Below are 20,089 nucleotides of genomic sequence, written 5' to 3'. Positions count from 1 at the left end.
GCGTGAAACCCGTTCCTCTTCTCGAAGAACGCTCAAGAATATATCGCAAGCTTTTGAAAACTGAAAGTATTTAAAAGCAGGAAATTATTTCTTGAGCACAACCAGTACATCTTCCAATTCAGCGATCATCTGCCGAATCATTTGCTTGTATTGAGTGGTGTCATCTTTGGCTTCATCGCCGGACAAACGCAGGCGTGCACCGCCGATGGTGAACCCCTGGTCGTAAAGAAGCGCGCGGATCTGCCGGATCATCAGCACGTCTTGTCGCTGATAATACCGGCGGTTTCCGCGGCGTTTGACGGGGTTGAGTTGAGGAAACTCCTGCTCCCAGTAACGCAGCACGTGTGGTTTTACCGCACACAGCTCGCTGACTTCACCAATGGTGAAGTAGCGTTTGCCTGGGATGACGGGTAGCTCGTCGTTATGACTTGGTTCCAGCATAAGCCTCAACTCGGGCCTTCAACTTCTGCCCTGGACGAAAGGTGACCACACGGCGAGCCGTGATCGGGATTTCTTCACCCGTTTTCGGATTGCGGCCAGGCCGCTGGCGTTTGTCCCGAAGGTCGAAATTGCCGAAACCGGACAATTTGACTTGTTCGTTGTCTTCAAGAGCGTGCCTGATTTCCTCAAAAAACAGTTCGACCAATTCCTTGGCCTCCCGTTTATTCAGGCCCAGCTCCTCATACAGACGTTCCGCCATCTCAGCTTTCGTCAGAGCCCCCATACGTCACTTCCTTAACGTGGCGTTCAACCTTTGTTCGAGCGAGGTGAGGATGTTTTGCGTCGTGGTATTCACCTCATCGTCATTAAGAGTGCGCGATGGATGCTGCCAGGTCAAGCCGACTGCAAGGCTTTTTCTATCAGGATCAATGCCTTTACCCTGATACACGTCAAATAGCCTTAGGTCTGTCAGCCATTCGCCTGCATTTTCACGGATTACGTCCAGCACAGCATTGGCCGCAACGTCCGTGGCCGCAATCAGTGCCAGATCACGACGCACTTCAGGAAAGCGCGATAACTCCTGGAATTTAGGCATTTTGCCCAACGCTACTTCGGCCAAAACCAGCTCGAATACGAAGACCGGACGGTCGAGACCGAGGGTTTTCGACAATTCAGGGTGGATAGCACCGACGAAACCGACCAAGCGACCTTCACGTTCGATGCGCGCGGTTTGACCCGGATGCAACGCAGGGTGTTTGCCCGGTACGAAAGTGAATGAATCCAGTGCACCGGCGAAGCCCAGCACCGCTTCCACGTCGGCTTTGACGTCGAAGAAGTCCACCACATCGCGACCTTGCGCCCAGCCTTCCGGCAGACGACTACCGCAAACAACACCCGCCAGCATCGGCTCTTGCTTCAGGCCGTCCAGCTGACCGACGAAACGCAGGCCGCTTTCGAACAAACGAACCCGATCCTGCTGACGGTTCAGGTTGTGCTGAAGCGCCTTGACCAGGCCTGGCCACAGGGACGAGCGCATGGCGGCCATGTCGTTCGAAATCGGGTTGGCCAACAACAGCGGTTCGACACCTGGATTAAACAACTCGAACTGTTTCGGATCGATGAAGCTGTAGGTAATCGCTTCCTGATAGCCACGGGCTACCAGCAGACGGCGCAGCTCAGGCAGATCGCTCCGCGCCTCAGCCTTGGCCTGCGGCGCCAGACGAGCTTGCGGGTAGCGAACCGGCAGACGGTTGTAACCATACAGACGAGCCAGTTCTTCGATCAGATCGACTTCCAGGCTGATGTCGAAGCGATGGCTTGGCACTTCGACGCGCCACTGCCCTGCCCCATCGGCAGAAATCTTCAGACCCAAGCCGCTGAGCAGTTGCTCGACTTCGGCCGAATCCATTTCCATACCCAGCATCTGAGTGATGCGTTGCGCACGCAGAGTAACTGGCGCAATCGACGGCAGGTGCTGCTCGCTGACGGCTTCGATGATCGGGCCAGCTTCGCCGCCAGTGATTTCCAGAAGCAGGCCAGTCGCGCGCTCCATGGCTTCACGGGCCAATTGCCAGTCCACGCCACGCTCGTAGCGGTGCGAGGCATCGGTGTGCAGGCCATAGGAACGGGCCTTGCCAGCGACAGCAATCTGATCGAAAAACGCGCTTTCCAGGAACACATCGCGAGTGGTCGCGGTGTTGACGCCGCTGTGCTCGCCACCCATGACGCCGGCGATTGCCAAGGCGCGGGTGTGGTCGGCAATCACCAGCGTATCGCTACGCAGGCTGACTTCCTGACCGTCGAGCAGTACCAGCTTCTCGCCTTCTTCAGCCATGCGCACGCGGATGCCGCCGTTGATTTCGGCGAGATCGAAAGCGTGCAGCGGCTGACCCAGTTCCAGCATCACGTAGTTGGTGATGTCGACGGCAGCGTCGATGCTGCGCACGTCACCACGACGCAGACGCTCGACCATCCACAGCGGCGTTGGCTTGGACAAGTCAACGTTACGGATCACACGACCCAGGTAACGCGGGCAAGCGGCTGGCGCCAGCACTTCGATCGAACGCACTTCGTCGTGCACGGCTGGCACGACAGCAACCACCGGACGGGTGACTTCAGCAGCGTACAACGCGCCGACTTCACGAGCCAGACCGGCCAGGGACAGGCAGTCGCCGCGGTTCGGGGTCAGGTCGACCTCGATGCTGGCGTCGTCCAGGCTCAGGTACTCACGAATGTCCTGACCGACCGGCGCATCGGCCGGCAATTCCATCAGACCATCGTTGCCTTCGCCGACTTGCAGCTCGGCCTGGGAGCACAGCATGCCGTTAGACTCAACGCCACGCAGTTTGGCTTTCTTGATCTTGAAGTCGCCTGGCAGTTCGGCACCGATCATGGCGAACGGAATCTTCAGGCCCGGGCGCACGTTGGGCGCACCGCAAACAACCTGGAAGGTCTCCGAGCCATTGCTGACCTGGCAAACGCGCAACTTGTCGGCGTCCGGGTGCTGTTCGGTGCTCAGCACCTCGCCCACCACCACACCGGTGAATTCGCCGGCGGCCAGCGTAACGCTATCGACCTCAAGACCGGCCATCGACAGACGAGCAACCAGCTCGTCACGACTTACCTGCGGGCTTACCCAGCCACGCAGCCATTGTTCACTGAATTTCATCCTGCTCTCCTAAGAATTCGTTACGACTAGCGAAATTGCGCGAGGAACCGCAAGTCGTTGTCGAAGAACAGACGCAAGTCGTTCACGCCGTAACGCAGCATGGCCAGACGTTCAACACCCATGCCGAAGGCAAAGCCCGAAAACTCTTCCGGGTCGATCCCGGACATGCGCAGCACATTCGGGTGAACCATGCCGCAGCCCATCACTTCCAGCCAGCCAGTCTGTTTGCAGACACGGCAGCCTTTACCGCTGCACATCACGCATTCCATGTCGACTTCGGCGGATGGCTCGGTGAACGGGAAGTACGAAGGGCGGAAACGCACGGCCAGTTCTTTTTCGAAGAACACGCGCAGGAACTCTTCGATGGTCCCTTTCAGGTCGGCGAAGTTGATATCGCGGTCGACCAGCAGGCCTTCGACCTGGTGGAACATCGGGGAGTGGGTGATATCGGAGTCGCTACGGTACACACGGCCTGGGCAGACGATGCGGATCGGCGGCTGTTTCGATTCCATGGTGCGGACCTGTACCGGTGAGGTATGGGTGCGCAGCAACATGTTGGCATTGAAATAGAAGGTGTCATGCATCGACCGGGCCGGGTGATGGCCTGGGATGTTGAGCGCTTCGAAGTTGTGGTAGTCGTCTTCGACCTCAGGGCCTTCGGCAATGCCGTAGCCGATGTGAGTGAAGAACTGCTCGATACGTTCCAGAGTGCGAGTAACCGGATGCAGACCACCCGAGGTCTGGCCACGGCCAGGCAGGGTCACGTCAATGGACTCGGCGGACAGTTTGGCGGCCAGGTCGGCCTCTTCAAACAGTGCCTTGCGCGCATTGAGAACCTCTGTGACACGCTCCTTGGCAACGTTGATCAGTGCGCCGACTTGCGGACGCTCTTCTGCCGGCAAATTCCCCAGGGTCTTCATCACCTGAGTCAATTCGCCCTTTTTGCCAAGGTAGTGAACCCGGATTTGCTCCAGGGCATTGATATCTTCAGCGCTTTGCACAGCCTCTAGAGCTTGAGAGACGAGCGCATCCAGGTTTTCCATGTACAGACTCCAGATACAAAATAGGGGAAGAGCTTGAAGGCTCTTCCCCTATTTATGACGTTTAACACCTGACCCCACAGAGGTGAGGCCGGGTGACTGTCGGGGGTACTTAAGCCAAGGTGGCTTTAGCTTTCTCGACAATCGCAGCAAACGCCGCTTTTTCGTTCACTGCCAGATCAGCCAGAACCTTACGGTCGATCTCGATGGACGCTTTTTTCAGGCCGGCGATGAAACGGCTGTAGGACAGACCGTTGATACGTGCACCAGCGTTGATACGAGCGATCCACAGAGCGCGGAACTGACGTTTTTTCTGACGACGGTCACGGTAGGCGTATTGGCCTGCCTTGATTACCGCTTGCTTGGCAACACGGAATACGCGCGAGCGAGCGCCGTAGTAGCCTTTAGCAAGTTTCAGAATTTTTTTGTGACGTTTACGGGCAATGACGCCACGCTTTACACGAGCCATGAGTTACTTCCTCTATTCTTGACTAAATTAACGAAGGCGCAGCATGCGCTCGACTTTTGCCACGTCACACGGTGCCAGCAAGCTGCTACCGCGCAGTTGACGCTTACGCTTGGTCGACATTTTAGTCAGGATGTGGCTCTTGAAAGCGTGCTTGTGCTTGATACCGTTAGCAGTTTTCAGAAACCGCTTAGCAGCACCACTTTTAGTTTTCATTTTTGGCATGTTCGGATACTCCGCATTCAGTTGATAAACATAATCAGAAGGCCTGCCGTGCCCTATTGATTACTTCTTCTTTTTCGGGGCGATGACCATGATCAGTTGGCGTCCTTCCATCTTAGGATGCTGTTCGACCGAACCGTACTCGAGCAAGTCACCTTCAACTCGCTTGAGGAGTTCCATCCCCAGCTCCTGGTGGGCCATCTCACGGCCGCGGAATCGCAAGGATACCTTGGCCCTGTCCCCATCACTCAGGAAACGTACCAGGTTGCGCAGTTTTACCTGGTAATCCCCTTCCTCCGTCCCTGGACGAAACTTGATTTCTTTAACCTGAATCTGCTTCTGGTTTTTCTTGGCCGCGGCAACCTGCTTCTTCTTTTCGAAGATCGATTTGCCGTAGTCCATCAGTTTGCAAACAGGGGGTACTGCATCGGCGGAAATTTCCACCAGATCCAGTTTGGCCTCTTCAGCCTTAAGAAGCGCGTCTTCAATTGACACAATCCCAAGCTGTTCACCTTCAGCCCCAATTAACCGAACCTCGCGTGCCGAGATATTCTCGTTGATCGGGGCCTTCGGTGCAGCTCGTTTATCTTGTCTCATTTCACGCTTAATAGTAATTACTCCGAATCTGGGCGACCACGCCGGGAAACCGCTTGAGCGAGGAACTCGGCGAACTGGGCGACGGGCATCGAGCCCAGGTCAGCACCTTCACGAGTACGCACAGCGACAGTCTGCATCTCGACTTCCCGATCTCCGATAACCAAGAGATAAGGAACCTTGAGCAAAGTATGCTCGCGGATTTTAAAGCCGATCTTTTCATTTCTCAAGTCAGACTTGGCACGAAATCCGCTTTCGTTGAGAGTTTTTTCAACCTCAGCGGCGAAATCAGCCTGTTTATCAGTGATATTCATGATCACTGCCTGGGTCGGAGCCAGCCACGCGGGGAATGCACCCTCGTAGTGCTCGATCAGGATTCCGACGAAACGTTCGAAGGAGCCAAGGATCGCCCGGTGCAACATCACCGGGTGCTTGCGACTGTTGTCTTCAGAGACGTATTCGGCTCCCAGACGGACAGGCAGGTTAAAATCGAGCTGAAGGGTACCACACTGCCAGACGCGGCCAAGGCAATCTTTCAGCGAGAACTCGATCTTCGGACCGTAGAACGCACCCTCGCCCGGCTGCAGATCATATGGCAGGCCAGCACTATCAAGGGCTGCAGCCAGGGCCGCTTCGGCGCGATCCCACAGTTCGTCGGAACCGACACGTTTTTCCGGACGAGTGGACAGCTTCATCTCGACGTCTTTAAAGCCGAAGTCGGCATAAACGTCCATGGTCAGCTTAATGAACGCAGCGGATTCGGCCTGCATCTGCTCTTCAGTGCAAAAGATGTGGGCGTCGTCCTGAGTGAACGCACGCACACGCATGATGCCATGCAGCGCACCCGATGGCTCATTACGATGGCAGGCACCGAATTCGGCCAAGCGCATTGGCAACTCACGGTAGCTTTTCAGGCCTTGGTTGAACACTTGCACGTGGCAAGGGCAGTTCATCGGCTTGATGGCGTAGTCGCGGTTTTCCGACTGCGTGGTGAACATGTTGTCGGCGTAGTTGGCCCAGTGCCCGGACTTCTCCCACAGGCTGCGGTCAACGACCTGCGGAGTTTTGATCTCCAGGTAACCGTTGTCGCGCTGAACCTTGCGCATGTATTGCTCGAGCACCTGGTACAGAGTCCAGCCGTTCGGGTGCCAGAACACCATGCCCGGCGACTCTTCCTGGGTGTGGAACAGGCCCAGACGCTTGCCGATCTTGCGGTGATCGCGTTTCTCAGCTTCTTCGATGCGCTGAATGTAAGCCGCCAGCTGCTTTTTGTCTGCCCATGCCGTGCCGTAAACGCGCTGCAATTGCTCGTTCTTGGCATCGCCACGCCAGTAGGCGCCGGACAACTTGGTCAGTTTGAAGGATTTCAGGAAGCGCGTGTTCGGCACATGCGGACCGCGGCACATGTCGACGTATTCTTCGTGATAGTACAGGCCCATGGCCTGTTCGTTCGGCATGTCTTCGACCAGGCGCAGTTTGTAGTCTTCGCCGCGAGCCTTGAACACTTCAATCACTTCGGCGCGCGGAGTGACTTTCTTGATCACGTCGTAATCTTTTTCGATCAGCTGCTGCATGCGCTGTTCGATGGCGGCCAGGTCGTCCGGAGTGAAGGGACGTTCAAAGGCGATATCGTAATAGAAGCCTTCGTCGATGACCGGACCGATGACCATCTTGGCCGTCGGGTACAGCTGTTTGACCGCATGGCCAACCAGGTGGGCGCAAGAGTGGCGAATGATCTCCAGCCCCTCTTCATCCTTTGGCGTAATGATTTGCAGCGTAGCGTCGCTGCCGATGATGTCGCTGGCGTCGACCAGCTTGCCATCGACCTTGCCGGCCACGGTGGCTTTGGCCAGACCTGCACCAATGGATGCGGCGACCTCGGCTACGGATACCGGGTGATCGAATGAACGTTGACTGCCGTCGGGAAGAGTAATAGTTGGCATGGCGCCTCCTCTCCTAGTGGTGACCCCTACCAAAGGTCACGTGGGTTGGGATGAGCCAGTACAAGATCCGATCCAGGCCATTCAATGACGAACGCCTGCCTTACAGCGGCAGGAGCCTTGCGGCCAACCGGAAAACCGAACCAGAGTGACTGGGATTCAAATCAGGGTTATTCGCACATTTGCCGCTACCGGGACTGAAGGTCATCCGGAGCCTGCAAACGCCCGAGCCAGGCATGCTAGCACAGATGAACGGTCGTCGATGCACCGAGGCTTTGTCTTGGGGCAAATCGTGCAATTTTATGCCAGAGTGCTGAACTAGAACCCTGCTTTACCCCTCAGATAACAAGACATTGACCCACAAGGAGCATCCCAGCATGCATCTGAAACGTTTATTCGCAGTAGTCGCCCCCATCGTTTTGCTGCTGCCACTGGCCGCCCATGCCGATTGGCCGAAGGGCGAACGCGAGAAATACATGGCTCAGTGCACAGAAGCGGCCACTCCGCAGATCGGTGCTGCAGCAGCGAAGGCTCACTGCGCTTGCGGCGCCGATGCCATCAAATCGTACCCTGCCAAAGACATCCAGTCCCTGATGGACAACACCGCCAATGATGCCCTGAAACAAAAAGCACTGACGCAAATTAGCGCGTGCAAAGCCGATAACAAGGCCAAAAAATAAGCCCGACAGAGCGCTTTTTGCGCCTGCAACGACAGTAAAAAGCCTTTGAAAACCGACTTTTCGTACAATTTATGCAGGTTTTACAGGTTTTTTTATTGTCTTTACTTTTGGCTGAAAGCCTTTTAAAACGGGGCTTGCAGCCAAACAAAGCAGCAAACAGAACGCGACTGCAGGGCAAACAGCACGTCCGGGGGGCTCCCAAAGCGAACATTTCGACTATGATACCCCGGTGTGCCCAGTTGGCCTGAGCAGCACAGCACTACTGAAAATATATGTTTCTTGGAGATACACCATGTCTAATCGCCAAACCGGCACCGTTAAATGGTTCAACGATGAAAAAGGCTTCGGCTTCATCACTCCTCAAGGTGGCGGTGACGACCTGTTCGTACACTTCAAAGCTATCGAAAGCGACGGTTTCAAAAGCCTGAAAGAAGGCCAGACCGTTTCCTTCGTGGCTGAGAAAGGCCAAAAGGGTATGCAAGCTGCACAAGTCCGCGCTGAGTAATTTTCAGCCGCACTAAAAAAACCCCGTCCATGTGACGGGGTTTTTTATGGGCGAAACAAAAGCCTGAAGCGATCAGCCGCAGTTGACACGGGTGACGACCCGATTGGCATCGGTATTCAGGTTCAGGCGATCGGAGCGGTACTCCAGGGTCACCATGTCGGTGGGCAAGAGGAACCGTGCATTCTGCGCGCCTGCGCGAGTACGCGCCTGCTCCAGCAGTTCAGGCGAAGCCTTTTTGCCAATGGTGAATTCGGCAGCCTTGGCCTCACAACGGCTGTGACCCGTGTCAGTCGTCGTGACAGGATCTGTTGTCGACTCGGTGGAGGTAGTGCTGCAACCGGCCAGCAGGGCAACTGCCAACAAAGTACCCAATGACGCGAGCTTCCAAGGCATGAAGCCTCCTTTTTTCAATAGTTAAGCTGAGATCGTGCGACCGCCAATCTGGCGTTTGGTTTCACAGGGAGTACTAGCACCCTGCCCTCTATTCGGACACGCGGCGAGTTTGCCTGAGCATCGTCCTGCCGTTTACCACTCAATCGTGACTGAATATGAACAGCGCTCAATAGACGTCAATGTAGTCGAACGGCGGATTCGGCCAGTTCTCTTTCAGCGCATTGAAAATCTGCATGACCCAGACCTCATCACTGGCCGCAACCAATCCGACATAACCGGAACCCTTGGCCCACGTCTCCAGACGAAACAACAGCCCGCTGATATCAGTGCCGCCCACAACGCCTGACGAAATGTAGGCGATGCCGCCCTTGGTGACTCGCAATTGAGTGTGCTCATCGTCGCTGGCAGAGGCCAGAAGTTGACGCACCGCCTCAAGGGTCAAGCCGTCAGGAGTGTTCAAATCGATCTGCACAGCACAGTCCTTGAAAATTCGTCAAAGACCAAGTGTCGCATAGCCCTTCCCTCATGCCTAAGTCGGAGTGCCAAAAGCCGCGCAAAATGGTTAACTCGACACTCAGACTTTCCCGACTTCACGAGCGCCATCATGACCACCGTAAGTATCGACGCCGACATCAAAGCCAAGTGGCCACAGGGCCACAGTTCTTACAGCCCGGGCAGCCCGGAAGAGTTGGCAATCATTGGTATCGATCTATTGGTCAAGGAACTGGGGACTGAAGCGGCGCAATCCTTCATCGCGCAGGTATTCGAGAAATACCCGGCCGACTACAAGGGCGTTGAATATAACGAAAGGGAGTGAAACCCGCAGGCGCTGGCGCCTACGGGTGTGAAGCTTACTTCAGACGAGCCAGACGCTCGGTCAGCAGGTCAAAGAAGCCCTGGGCGTCGCCGCTTTCTACCCAGAAAGCGTTCTTCGGCGCTTTCAGGCCGTCATACCAGTCGACGATGGTTTGGCCGAACGTCGGGCCTTCGCGGCTATCAACGACTACGTTGACTGAACGACCGGTGAACAACTCAGGCTTGAGCAGATAGGCGATGACAGTAGCGTCATGCACCGGGCCACCCGGAATGCCGTAGTGTTCCATGTCGCCTTTGACGTATTCATTGAGAATATCGCCCACCAGCTTGCTGGCATTGTTGTTGATCGCTGCGATCTGCTTCAGGCGCGCTTCACTGGTGAGGATCTTGTGGGTCACGTCCAGCGGCAGGTAGGTCAGCTTCACGCCGCTTTTCAATACCACTTCCGCAGCCTGCGGGTCGGCGAACAGGTTGAACTCGGCCACCGGGGTGATGTTGCCCCCATTGAAGTGTGCTCCGCCCATAATCACCACCTCCTTGATGCCCTGAACGATCTCAGGTTCCTGGATCAGCGCCAGGGCCAGGTTGGTCTGTGGACCGAGCATGGCGATGGTAATGCTATGGGGCTTGGCGGCTTTCAAGGTGTCGATCAGGTAGTTGACCGCATTGCCTTGGGCCAGGCCTTTTTTCGGCTCATGTACGGTGACACCCGACAGTCCTTCCTTACCATGGATGTTCTCGGCATAGATCGGCGTGCGCATCAGCGGCTTCGGAGCGCCCGCGTAGACCGGCACCTCCTCGCGCCCTGCCCACTCGCGGGCCAGCCGCGCATTACGCGACGTCTTGTCCAGACGCACATTGCCGGCGACGGTGGTCAGCGCACGAATGTTCAGCTCTTGCGGCGATGCCAGGGCAAACAGCAAGGCAACCACGTCATCGGCACCCGGGTCGGTGTCGATGATCAGGTCGATCTTTTCCGCCGCCTGGGCGCTTGTTGCGGTAATCAGGGACAAAAGCAGCAGACTCCGAAGCAAATGGTGCAGTTTCTGAGCATAGCGGTGCATAGCGCACTCCTTGTGCGTGGGACAGCAGAAAGACAACAGCGAGTTAGAACGTTACCCCCGCCACCAGCACGATGTTGCAATACGGCTGACATTCGCCTGTGCGAACAATCGCCCGTGCCTGTTGGCTGAGGACTTTGAATTGGTCATGACTGAGCAGCTCACGCTGACCCAGCGCACCTTCGGCATTCAGCTCATCGAGCGTCGCCAACGCCGAAGGCTTTTTGTCCAGGATCTCCTGGGCCAATACATGGCTCTCGACCTGCATTTCGCTGAGCACAACCTTCAACGTGCTGACGAAATCCGGGATACCCTGGGTCAGGGCCAGGTCGATCAGTTCAACGCCTGGTGGCACCGGCAAACCGGCATCGCCGATTACCACGATGTCGCCATGGCCCAGGGACGCGATCAGCCGCGACAGCGCGACGTTGAGCAAAGGTGTCTTTTTCATGGTGCTTTAAAGGCCTGTACGTCGGACAAGGTGGGAATCGAGGGTTGCGCGCCAGCACGGGTCACCGACAGCGCCGCGGCGACCTGGCCGAAACGGATCGCGTCGGCTTCGTTTTTGCCGGCCGCCAGCGCGGCGGCAAAACCACCGACGAAGGTGTCGCCAGCCGCCGTGGTATCGACAGCCTTCACCTTCGGCGCAGGGAAATGCTCGAAGCCTTTGCCGTTGGCAAACAGCGAACCTTGAGCACCGAGGGTGATGATGACCTTGCCGGCGCCCAAAGAGATCAACCGGGATGCAGCGGTTTCGGCAGATGCCAGAGAATCCACTGGCAACCCACTCAGCGCCGAAGCCTCACTTTCGTTGGGAATCAGATAATCGATGGACGCGTACCAGTCCGCCGGCAGTGGGCGGCTGGCCGGCGCAGGATTGAGGATCACAGTCTTACCCAATTCACGGCCGCGCTTGAGCGCATGACCGACAGTGGCATCCGGGACTTCCAGCTGACAGATAATCACGTCCGCCGCCCGCAATACGGCGTCGAAACGATCAATCACCTCTGGAGTCAGCGCTCCATTGGCACCGGCAACGATCACGATTGCGTTCTGGCTATTGTCATCGACCACGATCAACGCTACGCCGCTGGAATCATCGACGGTGCTGACCGCCTGGCAATCGATCTGCTCGGCCAACAGCGCCCCGCGCAGTTCGTTGCCGTAGGCATCGCTGCCCACGCATCCGACCATCGACACCTGCGCCCCCAACCTCGCCGCGGCGACCGCCTGGTTCGCGCCCTTGCCACCGGAAACCGTGGCAAACGACTCGCCAATCAGCGTTTCACCGCCACGGGGCAGCCGTGGCGCCCGGGTGACCAGGTCCATGTTCAGGCTGCCTATAACCACTACTTTTGCTGGCATACATTGCTACTCATCAATTCTGTTTCAGCGGTGCTTTTGATTTAGCGGCTTTCTATTTCAACGGAACTGGGCGAACACGCCGGCCAGCGGCGCAGTCGACTCCCGCAGGACAATACTGGGCGTCACGATCCGTTGATCGGTGGCCATATCCGGTGTGGCAATTCTTCTTAAAAGCACTTCGGCCGCCATCTCGCCGAGTTGCAGGATCGACTGCCCCACGGTGGTCAGCGCCGGGTACACATAGCGGCTCATCTGAATATCGTCGAAGCCGATCACCGACAGCTCTGTCGGTACACGAATGTTGCGCTCGGCCGCCGCTCGCAGCACACCGATGCCAATCATGTCGTTACCGGCGAAGATCGCGCTCGGCGGGGTCTTTTCCAGCAGTATCGCGGCGGCGTTGTAGCCGCCAGTGCTGGTGAAATCACTTTCCAGCATGCGCTCGCGGGATACTTCGACTCCCGCCTCTTTCAGGGCACGGCAATAACCGGCCAGACGCATCTGCGCCACGCTGGTACTCGCCGGGCCGCCAATGGTGGCGATGTCCCGGTGCCCCAATTCCAGAAGGTGGCGGGTCGCCAGATAGGCGCCGTATTCATGATCGATCCGCACGAGATCGGCATTCACACCTTCCAGTCCACGGTCGACGATCACCATCGGCGTACGCACGCCTGCCAGGCCTTCTGCCAGCCCCGCGTCACCGCCAGCCGAAGCGACGATCAGCCCGTCGATGCGCTTTTCCAGCAGTACCCGCAGGTAGCTACGCTGCTTGTCCGGGTTGTCATCGGAGTTACAGAGAATCACGCAGTAGCCATTACGCTCGCAATAATCCTCAATGCCTCGCGCCAATTCGGCAAAGTAAGGGTTGAGGCTGTTGGGCACCAGCAGACCGATGGTCGCCGTGGTTTTGGCTTTGAGAGACCGGGCCACGGCACTGGGCACGTAGTCGAGAGTTTTGATCGCTGCCTCAACCTTGACCCGCACCTCTTCGCTCACCGGCCGGGTCTTGTTCACTACGTGGGAAACCGTGGTGTAGGAAATTCCCGCGAGCGCTGCCACATCCTTGATTGTTGCCATGACTCAGGTCCGCCGGCTTGCGCGCTGACTGCGATAAGTATCAAGCACCACCGCCACCACGATCACCGCGCCGGTGATGATGCGTTTGGTGGGTTCAGTTGCGCCGATCTGCGCCAGCCCGGCCGCCAATACGGAAATGATCAGAACCCCGAAGAACGTACTGATGACCGAACCGCGGCCACCCATCAGGCTGGTGCCGCCGATCACGACCGCGGCGATCACTTGCAACTCCAGCCCGGAGCCGGCATTCGGATCCGCCGCTTCCAGGCGAGAAATCTGGAACAGCGCAGCAATACCGGCCAGCAGCCCCATCAGACTGAATACCAGAATCTTGTAGGGCTTCGGATTGATCCCTGCCAGACGCACCGCCTCTTCGTTGGTGCCGATGCCGATCAGGTAACGACCGAAGACGGTACGCGTCAGCACTGCCTGGGCAATGAAGATGATCAGCAAGGCAATGATGAACGACGGCGAGATGCCGAAGGCGATCGGGTTGGACAACCAGGCGAAGGCATCACCGATGTAGGCCGTGCGCGATCCGGTCATCTGATAGGCCACACCGCGGGCCATTTCCAGCACGCCAAGGGACACGATGAACGACGGAATGCGCCACGCCACAGTGATCGAACCCGTAATGGTCCCAGCCAGTGCTGCCGCCGCCATTCCGAGCAGCGCCGCAGGCAGCACACTCCAGCCCCAACCGAGAATCGCCACACTGACCGTTGACGCCGCGAGTGCGAGCACCGACCCCACCGACAGGTCGATGCCGCCGATGATCAACACGAACGTCATGCCGACCGCCAGCACCATCAAGTCCGGAATCTGGTTGGCCAGGGTGCTGAAGGTGTCATAGGACAGGAAATGGCTGCTCAGAACCGAGAACAGCGCGACCATTGCCAGCAAGGCACCGGCCAGACCCAGATAGGTACCGAGGCCGTAGAAGTTGCCACTACGTTTGCCGGCAGTCACTGCAGTATTCATGCGAGATCCCTAGGCGCTGCTTCATTGAGCAACGCATCACGTTTTTGGTAGCCGGCGAACGCGGCGGCAAGCAAATCATCCTGGGTCCAGCTATCACGCTCAAAGGTGTCGATCAGACGTCCCGCCGAGAGCACGCCGATGCGGTCGCAGATCAACATCAGTTCACGCAGGTCGCTGGACACCACTACAAGCGCTTTGCCTTGACGGGTCAGCTCACCGAGCAAGGCATAAATGTCAAACTTGGCGCCGACGTCGATGCCACGCGTTGGCTCGTCGAACAGCATCACCGAGCAATCACGCTCAAGCCACCGGCCGATCACGACTTTCTGCTGGTTACCACCGGACAGTTCCGACACAAGTTGCGTCGGGCTGGAGCTGCGAATGCGCATGGCGTCGATCTGACGCTGGGCCAGCGCCATCTCGTCACCATTGTTGACGAAGCCACCGCTGGAAATCACAGGCATATTGCCCAAGGCAATATTCGCACTGATCGATTGGGTCAGCAGCAGGCCTTCGCCTTTGCGGTCTTCAGTGATCAGGGCAATGCCATGACCGACCGCGTCAGCCGGCGAGCGGATACTGACGACTTGTGCTGGCGAACCGAGCGCAACAGTGCCGCTGTCTGCGATGTCAGCACCGAAAATCAGCCGCAGCAACTCGGTGCGCCCTGCCCCGATCAAACCGGAAATCCCGTAGATCTCGCCGGCGCGTACTTCGAAGGACACGTCGCGAACCTTGTCGGAACGGGTCAGCCCTTTGACCGTCAAGGCTGGAGCGCCGATCTTGCGCGGGCCCATGTCGATATGTTCGCCGAGTTCACGGCCGACCATCAGCGTCACCAGTTGCTCACTGTTGTAATTGGCCATCGGCTCGACGCAAACCAGGTTGCCATCGCGCAGTACCGCAATACGCTGGGCGACCCGCGCCAGTTCTTCGAGACGGTGCGAGATATAGATGATCGACACGCCGCGAGCTTGCAGACGAGTGATCTGCTCGAACAGCATCTCGACTTCACGGTTCGTCAACATCGCGGTCGGTTCGTCGAGGATCAGCACGTGGCAATCGCCGATCAGGTTGCGGGCGATCTCCACCATTTGCTGGTGACCGATGCCCAATTCGCCCACCAGCGTATCCGGGTCAATCGCGTCGAGGCCGACCTGGGCCATGGCTTCGATCGCTGCCTTGCGCAATTGCCTACGACTGATCCAGCCGCCCTTGCTGGGCAGGTTGTCGAGGAACAGGTTTTCCGCCACCGACAGGGTCGGCAACAGATTGAGCTCTTGCATCACCATGCGGATGCCGAGGTCTTCGGCCTGAGTGCGGCTTGCGGGGCGGTAATCCTGCCCCTGGAATTGCATGTGGCCGGTGGTCGGTGCGACCAGTCCGCCGATGATCTTCGACAGCGTGCTTTTCCCCGCGCCGTTTTCGCCGGTCAGCGCCAGCACTTCACCGCGCATCAGCGTCAGATCGATGCCGGTCAGGACCGGTTGGGCGTAGGTCTTACCGATACCGCTGACCGAGAGGACAGCGTTCGGGGCAGAAACTGACATAAAAACTCTCCATGCGCTCGCCCCGACGGGCGAGCACCGTTGTGTCGCCAGAAGGACTACTTGGTGACCAGCTCTACCGGAGTTTCGATCACGCCATTGGCGCCGCTGTCGACTTTCTCACCCTTGATGATCTTCAGCGCAGTCTCGATGCCGAACACGGCTTGCCTGGCTGCAAACTGGTCAGCGGTAGCCAGAACGCGGCCATCCTTGAGCATTGGCTTGATGGCATTGATGTTGTCGTAACCGACCACTTGCACCTTGCCGGCCTTGCCCGCTGCACGCACGGCGGATACTGCGCCGACGGCCATGCTGTCGTTGCCGGCCAGTAGGGCTTTGACTTGCGGGTATTCGCTGAGGATCGAGGCAGCAACCTTGTTGCCTTTGTCGATTTCCCAGTCACCGGACTGCAAAGAGACGACCTTGATCTGCGCCGCTTCAATTGCATCCTTGAAGCCTGCGGTTCTTTGCTGTGCGTTGGTGGTGGTTGAAACGCCTTCGATGATGCCGACTTCGTCCCCGGCCTTCAGTTGCTTGGCCAGGTACTCGCCCACCAGACGCGCGCCTTTGCGGTTATCCGGGCCTACGAACGGTACGGTGATGTTTTTGCTTTTGACCACCGCCGGGTCCAGTTGGTTGTCGATGTTGATCACGGTGATACCGGCATCGATGGCTTTCTTGATCACTGGAACCATGGCCTTGGAGTCAGCCGGCGCGATGACCAGCGCATTGACCTTGGCCAGAATCATTTGCTCGACGATGCGTGTCTGGCCAGCCGTGTCGGTTTCGTCTTTGATGCCGTTGGAGATCAGCTCGAAATCGCCGGAGTGGTCTTTCTGATAGGCCTTGGCGCCGTCTTCCATGGTCAGGAAGAATTCATTGGCCAGGGATTTCATGACCAGCGCGACTTTGGGTTTTTCAGGAGTCTCGGCGAAGGCCGAAGAGACAGGTAACGCGATGGATGCGGCAGCCAGCATAGCGACAACGAGAAGACGTCCAGCGAATGGCAGCTTCATGGGTTCACTCCGATCTTATGATTATTCTGAGCAACGCTTGCGCTGGCGTAGGCTTCATTGCGCTCACTGATGGATAACCACCGGGAACACCGCGCAAACGTTTGCGTAGACCGAACTATGCGAACCCTGCCGACATTTGTCAACGACCAGAAAAGCCGTTTTGCGGGGGAAACCGTAAATGCCGGCATTCATGTCATGCCGTCGTATTGACCACCGATCCGGTGCTGGAGCCTTTGGCCATTTCCTTGTAAAGGCTGTTGGCCGTTTCCAGTATTGCGGCAGTGGTATCGGCCATTTGTCCCTGAATCGCCATCACCACGGTGGCCTTGGCTTCAGGTGTTGGGTAAGACGCCGATTGGGCCGCCGCCAATTGTTGCTGTTGCTGACGCAGTTGCTCTTGCAGTTCTTTCAGACGCTGGAGCAAAACCTTTTCCGCCACCGAGGCGTTGTCGGCGCCATCCGCTTCAGTCGACGCCTCCGCACTTTTATCCAGGCCCACAGCGCCGGTTCTGACTTGCTTGCTGTCGCTTTCCTTCGTACCCAACGCTTGATTCGCGGCATCGGCCGTCTGATCGCTCAACGCTTGAATCGTAGCGGCGGACTTGCCGCCGATGGTGACGCCTGCGGCGTTTGGGATACCAATGGATAACGACATGTGAACTCCTGAGTAAAAAGATCCTTTAAAGGAGCATCGACCGAAGCACGGGTTTCTTTAGCACTAATTCTCAATCTGGCAAGGCGATTTGCTCTATAGAGGTCGTAGTACTTTTCGGAGAGCCGAACACAAACACTCAACGCGTTCGGAAACCCGGACAACAGACTGTGCAACCATTCTGGCCAATCAAATAAATACTGATACAAATCATCAAGTTAAAAGTTTTCCTCATTCAAAGTAGGACTGGTACAGATCCTGCTCATCTCATTTACCCCAAGCGTTCAGATCCGCCTGGGGCGCATCTAGATGAACCTGCATCAGCACCGTCTCACTACTAGAGAGAAAAATAATGACATCTGCTTTCAAGACCTTCGTTCCGGGCGCTTTAGCCCTCCTGCTGCTCCTGCCTACTGCCCTTCAGGCAAAAGAAGTCGAAACCCAACAGAAACTGGCGAACGTGGTGATCCTGGCCACCGGCGGCACCATTGCCGGCGCGGGCGCCAGCGCCGCTAACAGCGCTACCTATCAAGCGGCAAAAGTCGGCATCGAACAATTGATCGCCGGGGTTCCGGAACTCAGCCAGCTGGCTAACGTTCGTGGCGAACAGGTCATGCAGATCGCGTCCGAAAGCATCACCAACGACAACCTGCTGCAACTGGGTCGTCGAGTGGCTGAGCTGGCCGACAGCAAGGACGTCGACGGCATCGTTATCACCCACGGCACCGACACCCTGGAAGAAACCGCCTACTTCCTGAACCTGGTGGAAAAAACCGACAAGCCAATCATCGTTGTCGGCTCCATGCGCCCAGGCACCGCGATGTCGGCCGATGGCATGCTGAACCTGTACAACGCAGTGGCCGTGGCCAGCAGCAAAGAGGCACGCGGCAAAGGTGTACTGGTGACCATGAACGATGAGATCCAGTCGGGTCGCGACGTCAGCAAAATGATCAACATCAAGACCGAGGCGTTTAAAAGTGCCTGGGGTCCACTCGGCATGGTGGTTGAAGGTAAATCCTACTGGTTCCGTCTGCCGGCCAAGCGTCACACCATGGACTCAGAATTCGACATCAAAACCATCAAGAGCCTGCCTGACGTAGAAATCGCCTATTCCTACGGCAATGTCAGCGATACCGCTTACAAAGCGTTGGCTCAGTCTGGCGCCAAAGCCATCATTCACGCCGGTACCGGCAATGGCTCAGTCGCGTCCCGCGTAGTCCCATCGCTGCAAGCCCTGCGCAAGGACGGCGTGCAAATCATTCGTTCGTCCCACGTCAACGCCGGCGGTTTCGTACTGCGTAACGCCGAACAGCCAGACGACAAGTACGACTGGGTTGTGGCGCATGACCTGAACCCGCAAAAGGCTCGCATCCTGGCCATGGTCGCACTGACCAAGACCAACGACAGCAAAGAGCTGCAACGGATGTTCTGGGAATACTGATTCGCCCTCGCCCGACCGGTTCCGGTCGGGCACTGCTTTCACCACTCGCCAACCCAGGCGAGTGGCTCACACCCCCTTCCGATATTTCGATAAAAAACTTCCCTTCGTCCTACACCAAACGGAAAAAATTGCTGTCGGAGGATTTTCTTGAATTTTAAGCAGTTGCGAAAATGCTTACAGTTAAATACTGTATGCACGTACAGCTAAATAAGGATAATTCCGTGGCCACCACCCCTGCTTCTCCTGACTCCTATGCACGCATGGGTATGCGCGTTCAAAAAATCATCAATTCCCCCACCGCCCAAAAAGCCAAAGCTGCCTTGATCTTCCGTCTACCGGACGAACCCGTGGATGAGTGGGAACAATTACTCGAAGAAATCGACGAGAACGACAACGTCACCCTCGCCTATCGCGACGATGGCGGGGTGCAGATTTTTTGGGTTGTGCCGAAGGAAGATTGAGTCGATGAGTGTCCGCTGGTTTGCTTTGCTGTTTTTGTTCATCACCCTCGGCGCCCAGGCTGGTGCCCCACGCACTTTCAACGAAGCCAAGAAAGTTGCCTGGAGGCTCTACGCACCGCAATCCACAGAGTTCTATTGCGGGTGCAAATACACCGGCAACAAGGTCAACCTCGCAGCCTGCGGTTATGTACCGCGCAAAAACGCCAAGCGCGCATCCCGCATCGAGTGGGAGCACATTGTTCCGGCCTGGCAGATCGGCCATCAGCGTCAGTGCTGGCAAGAAGGTGGGCGCAAGAACTGCACGCGTTACGATCCAACCTACCAGAAGGCCGAAGCCGATCTGCACAACCTGGTGCCGAGCATTGGTGAAGTGAATGGCGATCGCAGCAACTTCAGTTTCGGCTGGTTGCCGGTGCAGTCGGGCCAATATGGCTCGTGCCTGACCCAGGTCGACTTCAAGGCGAAGAAGGTCATGCCCCGCCCATCCATACGCGGCATGATCGCCCGAACATATTTCTACATGAGCAAGCAGTACGGTCTGCGCCTGTCGAAACAGGATCGACAGCTCTACGAAGCCTGGAACAAAACCTATCCGGTAGAGGCTTGGGAACGTCAGCGTAACCAGAGCGTGGCGTGCGTCATGGGCCGCGGCAACGTGTTTGTCGGCCCGGTCGACATGAAAGCCTGCGGTTAAGCGCTCGCTGAAAACACAAAGGCCTCGGG

24 protein-coding genes are annotated in these 20,089 nt (G+C 57.2%); 6 read left to right on the top strand and 18 right to left on the bottom strand.

The features are described from left to right. Positions 1–84: 84 nt before the first annotated feature. The 8 genes from CUN63_RS24120 to thrS form a co-directional block, all read right to left on the bottom strand. Positions 85–441 carry a MerR family transcriptional regulator gene (locus CUN63_RS24120; RefSeq protein ID WP_003179985.1) on the bottom strand — a complete coding sequence of 119 codons (357 nt, stop codon included), beginning with the start codon at positions 439–441 and terminating at the stop codon, positions 85–87. Continuing rightward, the gene (gene ihfA / locus CUN63_RS24115) at positions 422–724 is read right to left on the bottom strand and encodes an integration host factor subunit alpha (RefSeq protein ID WP_002553164.1); all 303 of its coding nucleotides are present in this window, start codon (positions 722–724) and stop codon (positions 422–424) included. The genes CUN63_RS24120 and ihfA overlap by 20 nt, the downstream gene beginning before the upstream one ends. Before the next feature lie 3 nt (positions 725–727). Further along, positions 728–3,109 carry a phenylalanine--tRNA ligase subunit beta gene (gene pheT / locus CUN63_RS24110; protein ID WP_129443099.1) on the bottom strand — a complete coding sequence of 794 codons (2,382 nt, stop codon included), beginning with the start codon at positions 3,107–3,109 and terminating at the stop codon, positions 728–730. Between the two features lie 26 nt (positions 3,110–3,135). Continuing rightward, positions 3,136–4,152, bottom strand: coding sequence for a phenylalanine--tRNA ligase subunit alpha (gene pheS / locus CUN63_RS24105; RefSeq protein ID WP_007905876.1), 1,017 nt, complete (start codon positions 4,150–4,152; stop codon positions 3,136–3,138). A gap of 109 nt (positions 4,153–4,261) precedes the next feature. Beyond that, positions 4,262–4,618 carry a 50S ribosomal protein L20 gene (gene rplT, locus CUN63_RS24100; protein WP_007905879.1) on the bottom strand — a complete coding sequence of 119 codons (357 nt, stop codon included), beginning with the start codon at positions 4,616–4,618 and terminating at the stop codon, positions 4,262–4,264. Positions 4,619–4,645: 27 nt separating this feature from the next. Next, positions 4,646–4,840 carry a 50S ribosomal protein L35 gene (gene rpmI, locus CUN63_RS24095; RefSeq protein WP_008145659.1) on the bottom strand — a complete coding sequence of 65 codons (195 nt, stop codon included), beginning with the start codon at positions 4,838–4,840 and terminating at the stop codon, positions 4,646–4,648. Positions 4,841–4,900: 60 nt separating this feature from the next. Beyond that, a complete protein-coding gene (infC, locus tag CUN63_RS24090; protein WP_176469887.1) occupies positions 4,901–5,452 on the bottom strand; it encodes a translation initiation factor IF-3 in 552 nt (183 codons plus the stop codon). Beyond that, the gene (gene thrS, locus CUN63_RS24085; RefSeq protein WP_008145656.1) at positions 5,452–7,374 is read right to left on the bottom strand and encodes a threonine--tRNA ligase; all 1,923 of its coding nucleotides are present in this window, start codon (positions 7,372–7,374) and stop codon (positions 5,452–5,454) included. Before thrS ends, infC begins: the two co-directional genes overlap by 1 nt. Positions 7,375–7,748: 374 nt before the next feature. On the opposite strand from thrS, the gene CUN63_RS24080 reads away from it, so the two are divergent. Together CUN63_RS24080 and CUN63_RS24075 are read left to right on the top strand one after the other, a co-directional pair. Beyond that, positions 7,749–8,051 carry a hypothetical protein gene (locus CUN63_RS24080; RefSeq protein ID WP_129443097.1) on the top strand — a complete coding sequence of 101 codons (303 nt, stop codon included), beginning with the start codon at positions 7,749–7,751 and terminating at the stop codon, positions 8,049–8,051. 292 nt (positions 8,052–8,343) lie between these two features. Continuing rightward, positions 8,344–8,556: a cold-shock protein gene (locus tag CUN63_RS24075; RefSeq protein ID WP_007905882.1), complete on the top strand. Its 213-nt coding sequence runs from the start codon at positions 8,344–8,346 to the stop codon at positions 8,554–8,556. Positions 8,557–8,628: 72 nt separating this feature from the next. Here CUN63_RS24075 and CUN63_RS24070 read toward each other — a convergent pair whose 3' ends face one another. Both CUN63_RS24070 and CUN63_RS24065 read right to left on the bottom strand, forming a co-directional pair. After that, positions 8,629–8,949 (bottom strand): I78 family peptidase inhibitor, encoded by a 321-nt coding sequence (locus CUN63_RS24070; RefSeq protein WP_129443095.1) that lies wholly within the window; start codon positions 8,947–8,949, stop codon positions 8,629–8,631. Between the two features lie 166 nt (positions 8,950–9,115). Then, positions 9,116–9,421: a hypothetical protein gene (locus CUN63_RS24065; RefSeq protein WP_008145652.1), complete on the bottom strand. Its 306-nt coding sequence runs from the start codon at positions 9,419–9,421 to the stop codon at positions 9,116–9,118. A gap of 132 nt (positions 9,422–9,553) precedes the next feature. Between CUN63_RS24065 and CUN63_RS24060 the strand changes: the two genes are divergently transcribed. Continuing rightward, entirely contained in the window at positions 9,554–9,766 is a 213-nt protein-coding gene (locus CUN63_RS24060; protein ID WP_129443093.1) for a hypothetical protein, read from the top strand. 34 nt (positions 9,767–9,800) lie between these two features. Here CUN63_RS24060 and CUN63_RS24055 read toward each other — a convergent pair whose 3' ends face one another. The 8 genes from CUN63_RS24055 to CUN63_RS24020 form a co-directional block, all read right to left on the bottom strand. Further along, positions 9,801–10,829, bottom strand: a complete 1,029-nt coding sequence (locus CUN63_RS24055; protein ID WP_095128565.1) for a nucleoside hydrolase — start codon at positions 10,827–10,829, stop codon at positions 9,801–9,803. Between the two features lie 43 nt (positions 10,830–10,872). Further along, complete coding sequence (gene rbsD, locus CUN63_RS24050) at positions 10,873–11,277, bottom strand: D-ribose pyranase (RefSeq protein WP_129443092.1); 405 nt, start codon at positions 11,275–11,277, stop codon at positions 10,873–10,875. Beyond that, the gene (gene rbsK, locus CUN63_RS24045) at positions 11,274–12,191 is read right to left on the bottom strand and encodes a ribokinase (protein WP_129443090.1); all 918 of its coding nucleotides are present in this window, start codon (positions 12,189–12,191) and stop codon (positions 11,274–11,276) included. The genes rbsD and rbsK overlap by 4 nt, the downstream gene beginning before the upstream one ends. Before the next feature lie 57 nt (positions 12,192–12,248). Next, positions 12,249–13,268: a LacI family DNA-binding transcriptional regulator gene (locus CUN63_RS24040; RefSeq protein ID WP_129443088.1), complete on the bottom strand. Its 1,020-nt coding sequence runs from the start codon at positions 13,266–13,268 to the stop codon at positions 12,249–12,251. A 3-nt stretch (positions 13,269–13,271) separates the two neighbouring features. Beyond that, complete coding sequence (locus CUN63_RS24035; protein ID WP_008145645.1) at positions 13,272–14,249, bottom strand: ABC transporter permease; 978 nt, start codon at positions 14,247–14,249, stop codon at positions 13,272–13,274. Further along, positions 14,246–15,799, bottom strand: a complete 1,554-nt coding sequence (locus tag CUN63_RS24030; RefSeq protein WP_129443086.1) for a sugar ABC transporter ATP-binding protein — start codon at positions 15,797–15,799, stop codon at positions 14,246–14,248. Before CUN63_RS24030 ends, CUN63_RS24035 begins: the two co-directional genes overlap by 4 nt. Before the next feature lie 56 nt (positions 15,800–15,855). Then, on the bottom strand, positions 15,856–16,812 hold the full coding sequence (locus CUN63_RS24025) for a sugar ABC transporter substrate-binding protein (RefSeq protein WP_129443084.1): 957 nt from the start codon (positions 16,810–16,812) through the stop codon (positions 15,856–15,858). Positions 16,813–17,005: 193 nt separating this feature from the next. Then, a complete protein-coding gene (locus CUN63_RS24020) occupies positions 17,006–17,467 on the bottom strand; it encodes a hypothetical protein (RefSeq protein WP_129443082.1) in 462 nt (153 codons plus the stop codon). Positions 17,468–17,816: 349 nt separating this feature from the next. Here CUN63_RS24020 and CUN63_RS24015 point away from each other — a divergent pair, with 349 nt between their 5' ends. The 3 genes from CUN63_RS24015 to CUN63_RS24005 all read left to right on the top strand — a co-directional run bounded on the left by CUN63_RS24015 (position 17,817) and on the right by CUN63_RS24005 (position 20,060). Then, complete coding sequence (locus CUN63_RS24015) at positions 17,817–18,905, top strand: asparaginase (protein ID WP_129443080.1); 1,089 nt, start codon at positions 17,817–17,819, stop codon at positions 18,903–18,905. 170 nt (positions 18,906–19,075) lie between these two features. Continuing rightward, positions 19,076–19,366: a DUF1654 domain-containing protein gene (locus tag CUN63_RS24010; protein WP_129443078.1), complete on the top strand. Its 291-nt coding sequence runs from the start codon at positions 19,076–19,078 to the stop codon at positions 19,364–19,366. A gap of 4 nt (positions 19,367–19,370) precedes the next feature. Continuing rightward, positions 19,371–20,060, top strand: coding sequence for an endonuclease (locus CUN63_RS24005; protein ID WP_129443076.1), 690 nt, complete (start codon positions 19,371–19,373; stop codon positions 20,058–20,060). Positions 20,061–20,089: the final 29 nt, after the last annotated feature.

The organism is Pseudomonas sp. ACM7, assembly GCF_004136015.1.
Taxonomy (GTDB): domain Bacteria; phylum Pseudomonadota; class Gammaproteobacteria; order Pseudomonadales; family Pseudomonadaceae; genus Aquipseudomonas; species Aquipseudomonas frigoris.
Note: the sequence above shows the minus strand (reverse complement) of the source record. Positions and strands in the feature narration are given on the sequence as shown.

Coding starts and splice junctions, on each gene's coding strand:
- CUN63_RS24080 (WP_129443097.1), top strand. CDS start 7,749: ATGCATCTGAAACGTTTATTCGCAGTAGTCGCCCCCATCGTTTTGCTG.
- rplT (WP_007905879.1), bottom strand. CDS start 4,618: ATGGCTCGTGTAAAGCGTGGCGTCATTGCCCGTAAACGTCACAAAAAA.
- rbsD (WP_129443092.1), bottom strand. CDS start 11,277: ATGAAAAAGACACCTTTGCTCAACGTCGCGCTGTCGCGGCTGATCGCG.
- rpmI (WP_008145659.1), bottom strand. CDS start 4,840: ATGCCAAAAATGAAAACTAAAAGTGGTGCTGCTAAGCGGTTTCTGAAA.
- CUN63_RS24070 (WP_129443095.1), bottom strand. CDS start 8,949: ATGCCTTGGAAGCTCGCGTCATTGGGTACTTTGTTGGCAGTTGCCCTG.
- CUN63_RS24055 (WP_095128565.1), bottom strand. CDS start 10,829: ATGCACCGCTATGCTCAGAAACTGCACCATTTGCTTCGGAGTCTGCTG.
- thrS (WP_008145656.1), bottom strand. CDS start 7,374: ATGCCAACTATTACTCTTCCCGACGGCAGTCAACGTTCATTCGATCAC.
- pheS (WP_007905876.1), bottom strand. CDS start 4,152: ATGGAAAACCTGGATGCGCTCGTCTCTCAAGCTCTAGAGGCTGTGCAA.
- CUN63_RS24015 (WP_129443080.1), top strand. CDS start 17,817: ATGACATCTGCTTTCAAGACCTTCGTTCCGGGCGCTTTAGCCCTCCTG.
- CUN63_RS24030 (WP_129443086.1), bottom strand. CDS start 15,799: ATGTCAGTTTCTGCCCCGAACGCTGTCCTCTCGGTCAGCGGTATCGGT.
- CUN63_RS24120 (WP_003179985.1), bottom strand. CDS start 441: ATGCTGGAACCAAGTCATAACGACGAGCTACCCGTCATCCCAGGCAAA.
- pheT (WP_129443099.1), bottom strand. CDS start 3,109: ATGAAATTCAGTGAACAATGGCTGCGTGGCTGGGTAAGCCCGCAGGTA.
- ihfA (WP_002553164.1), bottom strand. CDS start 724: ATGGGGGCTCTGACGAAAGCTGAGATGGCGGAACGTCTGTATGAGGAG.
- CUN63_RS24075 (WP_007905882.1), top strand. CDS start 8,344: ATGTCTAATCGCCAAACCGGCACCGTTAAATGGTTCAACGATGAAAAA.
- CUN63_RS24040 (WP_129443088.1), bottom strand. CDS start 13,268: ATGGCAACAATCAAGGATGTGGCAGCGCTCGCGGGAATTTCCTACACC.
- CUN63_RS24005 (WP_129443076.1), top strand. CDS start 19,371: ATGAGTGTCCGCTGGTTTGCTTTGCTGTTTTTGTTCATCACCCTCGGC.
- CUN63_RS24025 (WP_129443084.1), bottom strand. CDS start 16,812: ATGAAGCTGCCATTCGCTGGACGTCTTCTCGTTGTCGCTATGCTGGCT.
- rbsK (WP_129443090.1), bottom strand. CDS start 12,191: ATGCCAGCAAAAGTAGTGGTTATAGGCAGCCTGAACATGGACCTGGTC.
- CUN63_RS24010 (WP_129443078.1), top strand. CDS start 19,076: ATGCTTACAGTTAAATACTGTATGCACGTACAGCTAAATAAGGATAAT.
- CUN63_RS24060 (WP_129443093.1), top strand. CDS start 9,554: ATGACCACCGTAAGTATCGACGCCGACATCAAAGCCAAGTGGCCACAG.
- CUN63_RS24035 (WP_008145645.1), bottom strand. CDS start 14,249: ATGAATACTGCAGTGACTGCCGGCAAACGTAGTGGCAACTTCTACGGC.
- CUN63_RS24020 (WP_129443082.1), bottom strand. CDS start 17,467: ATGTCGTTATCCATTGGTATCCCAAACGCCGCAGGCGTCACCATCGGC.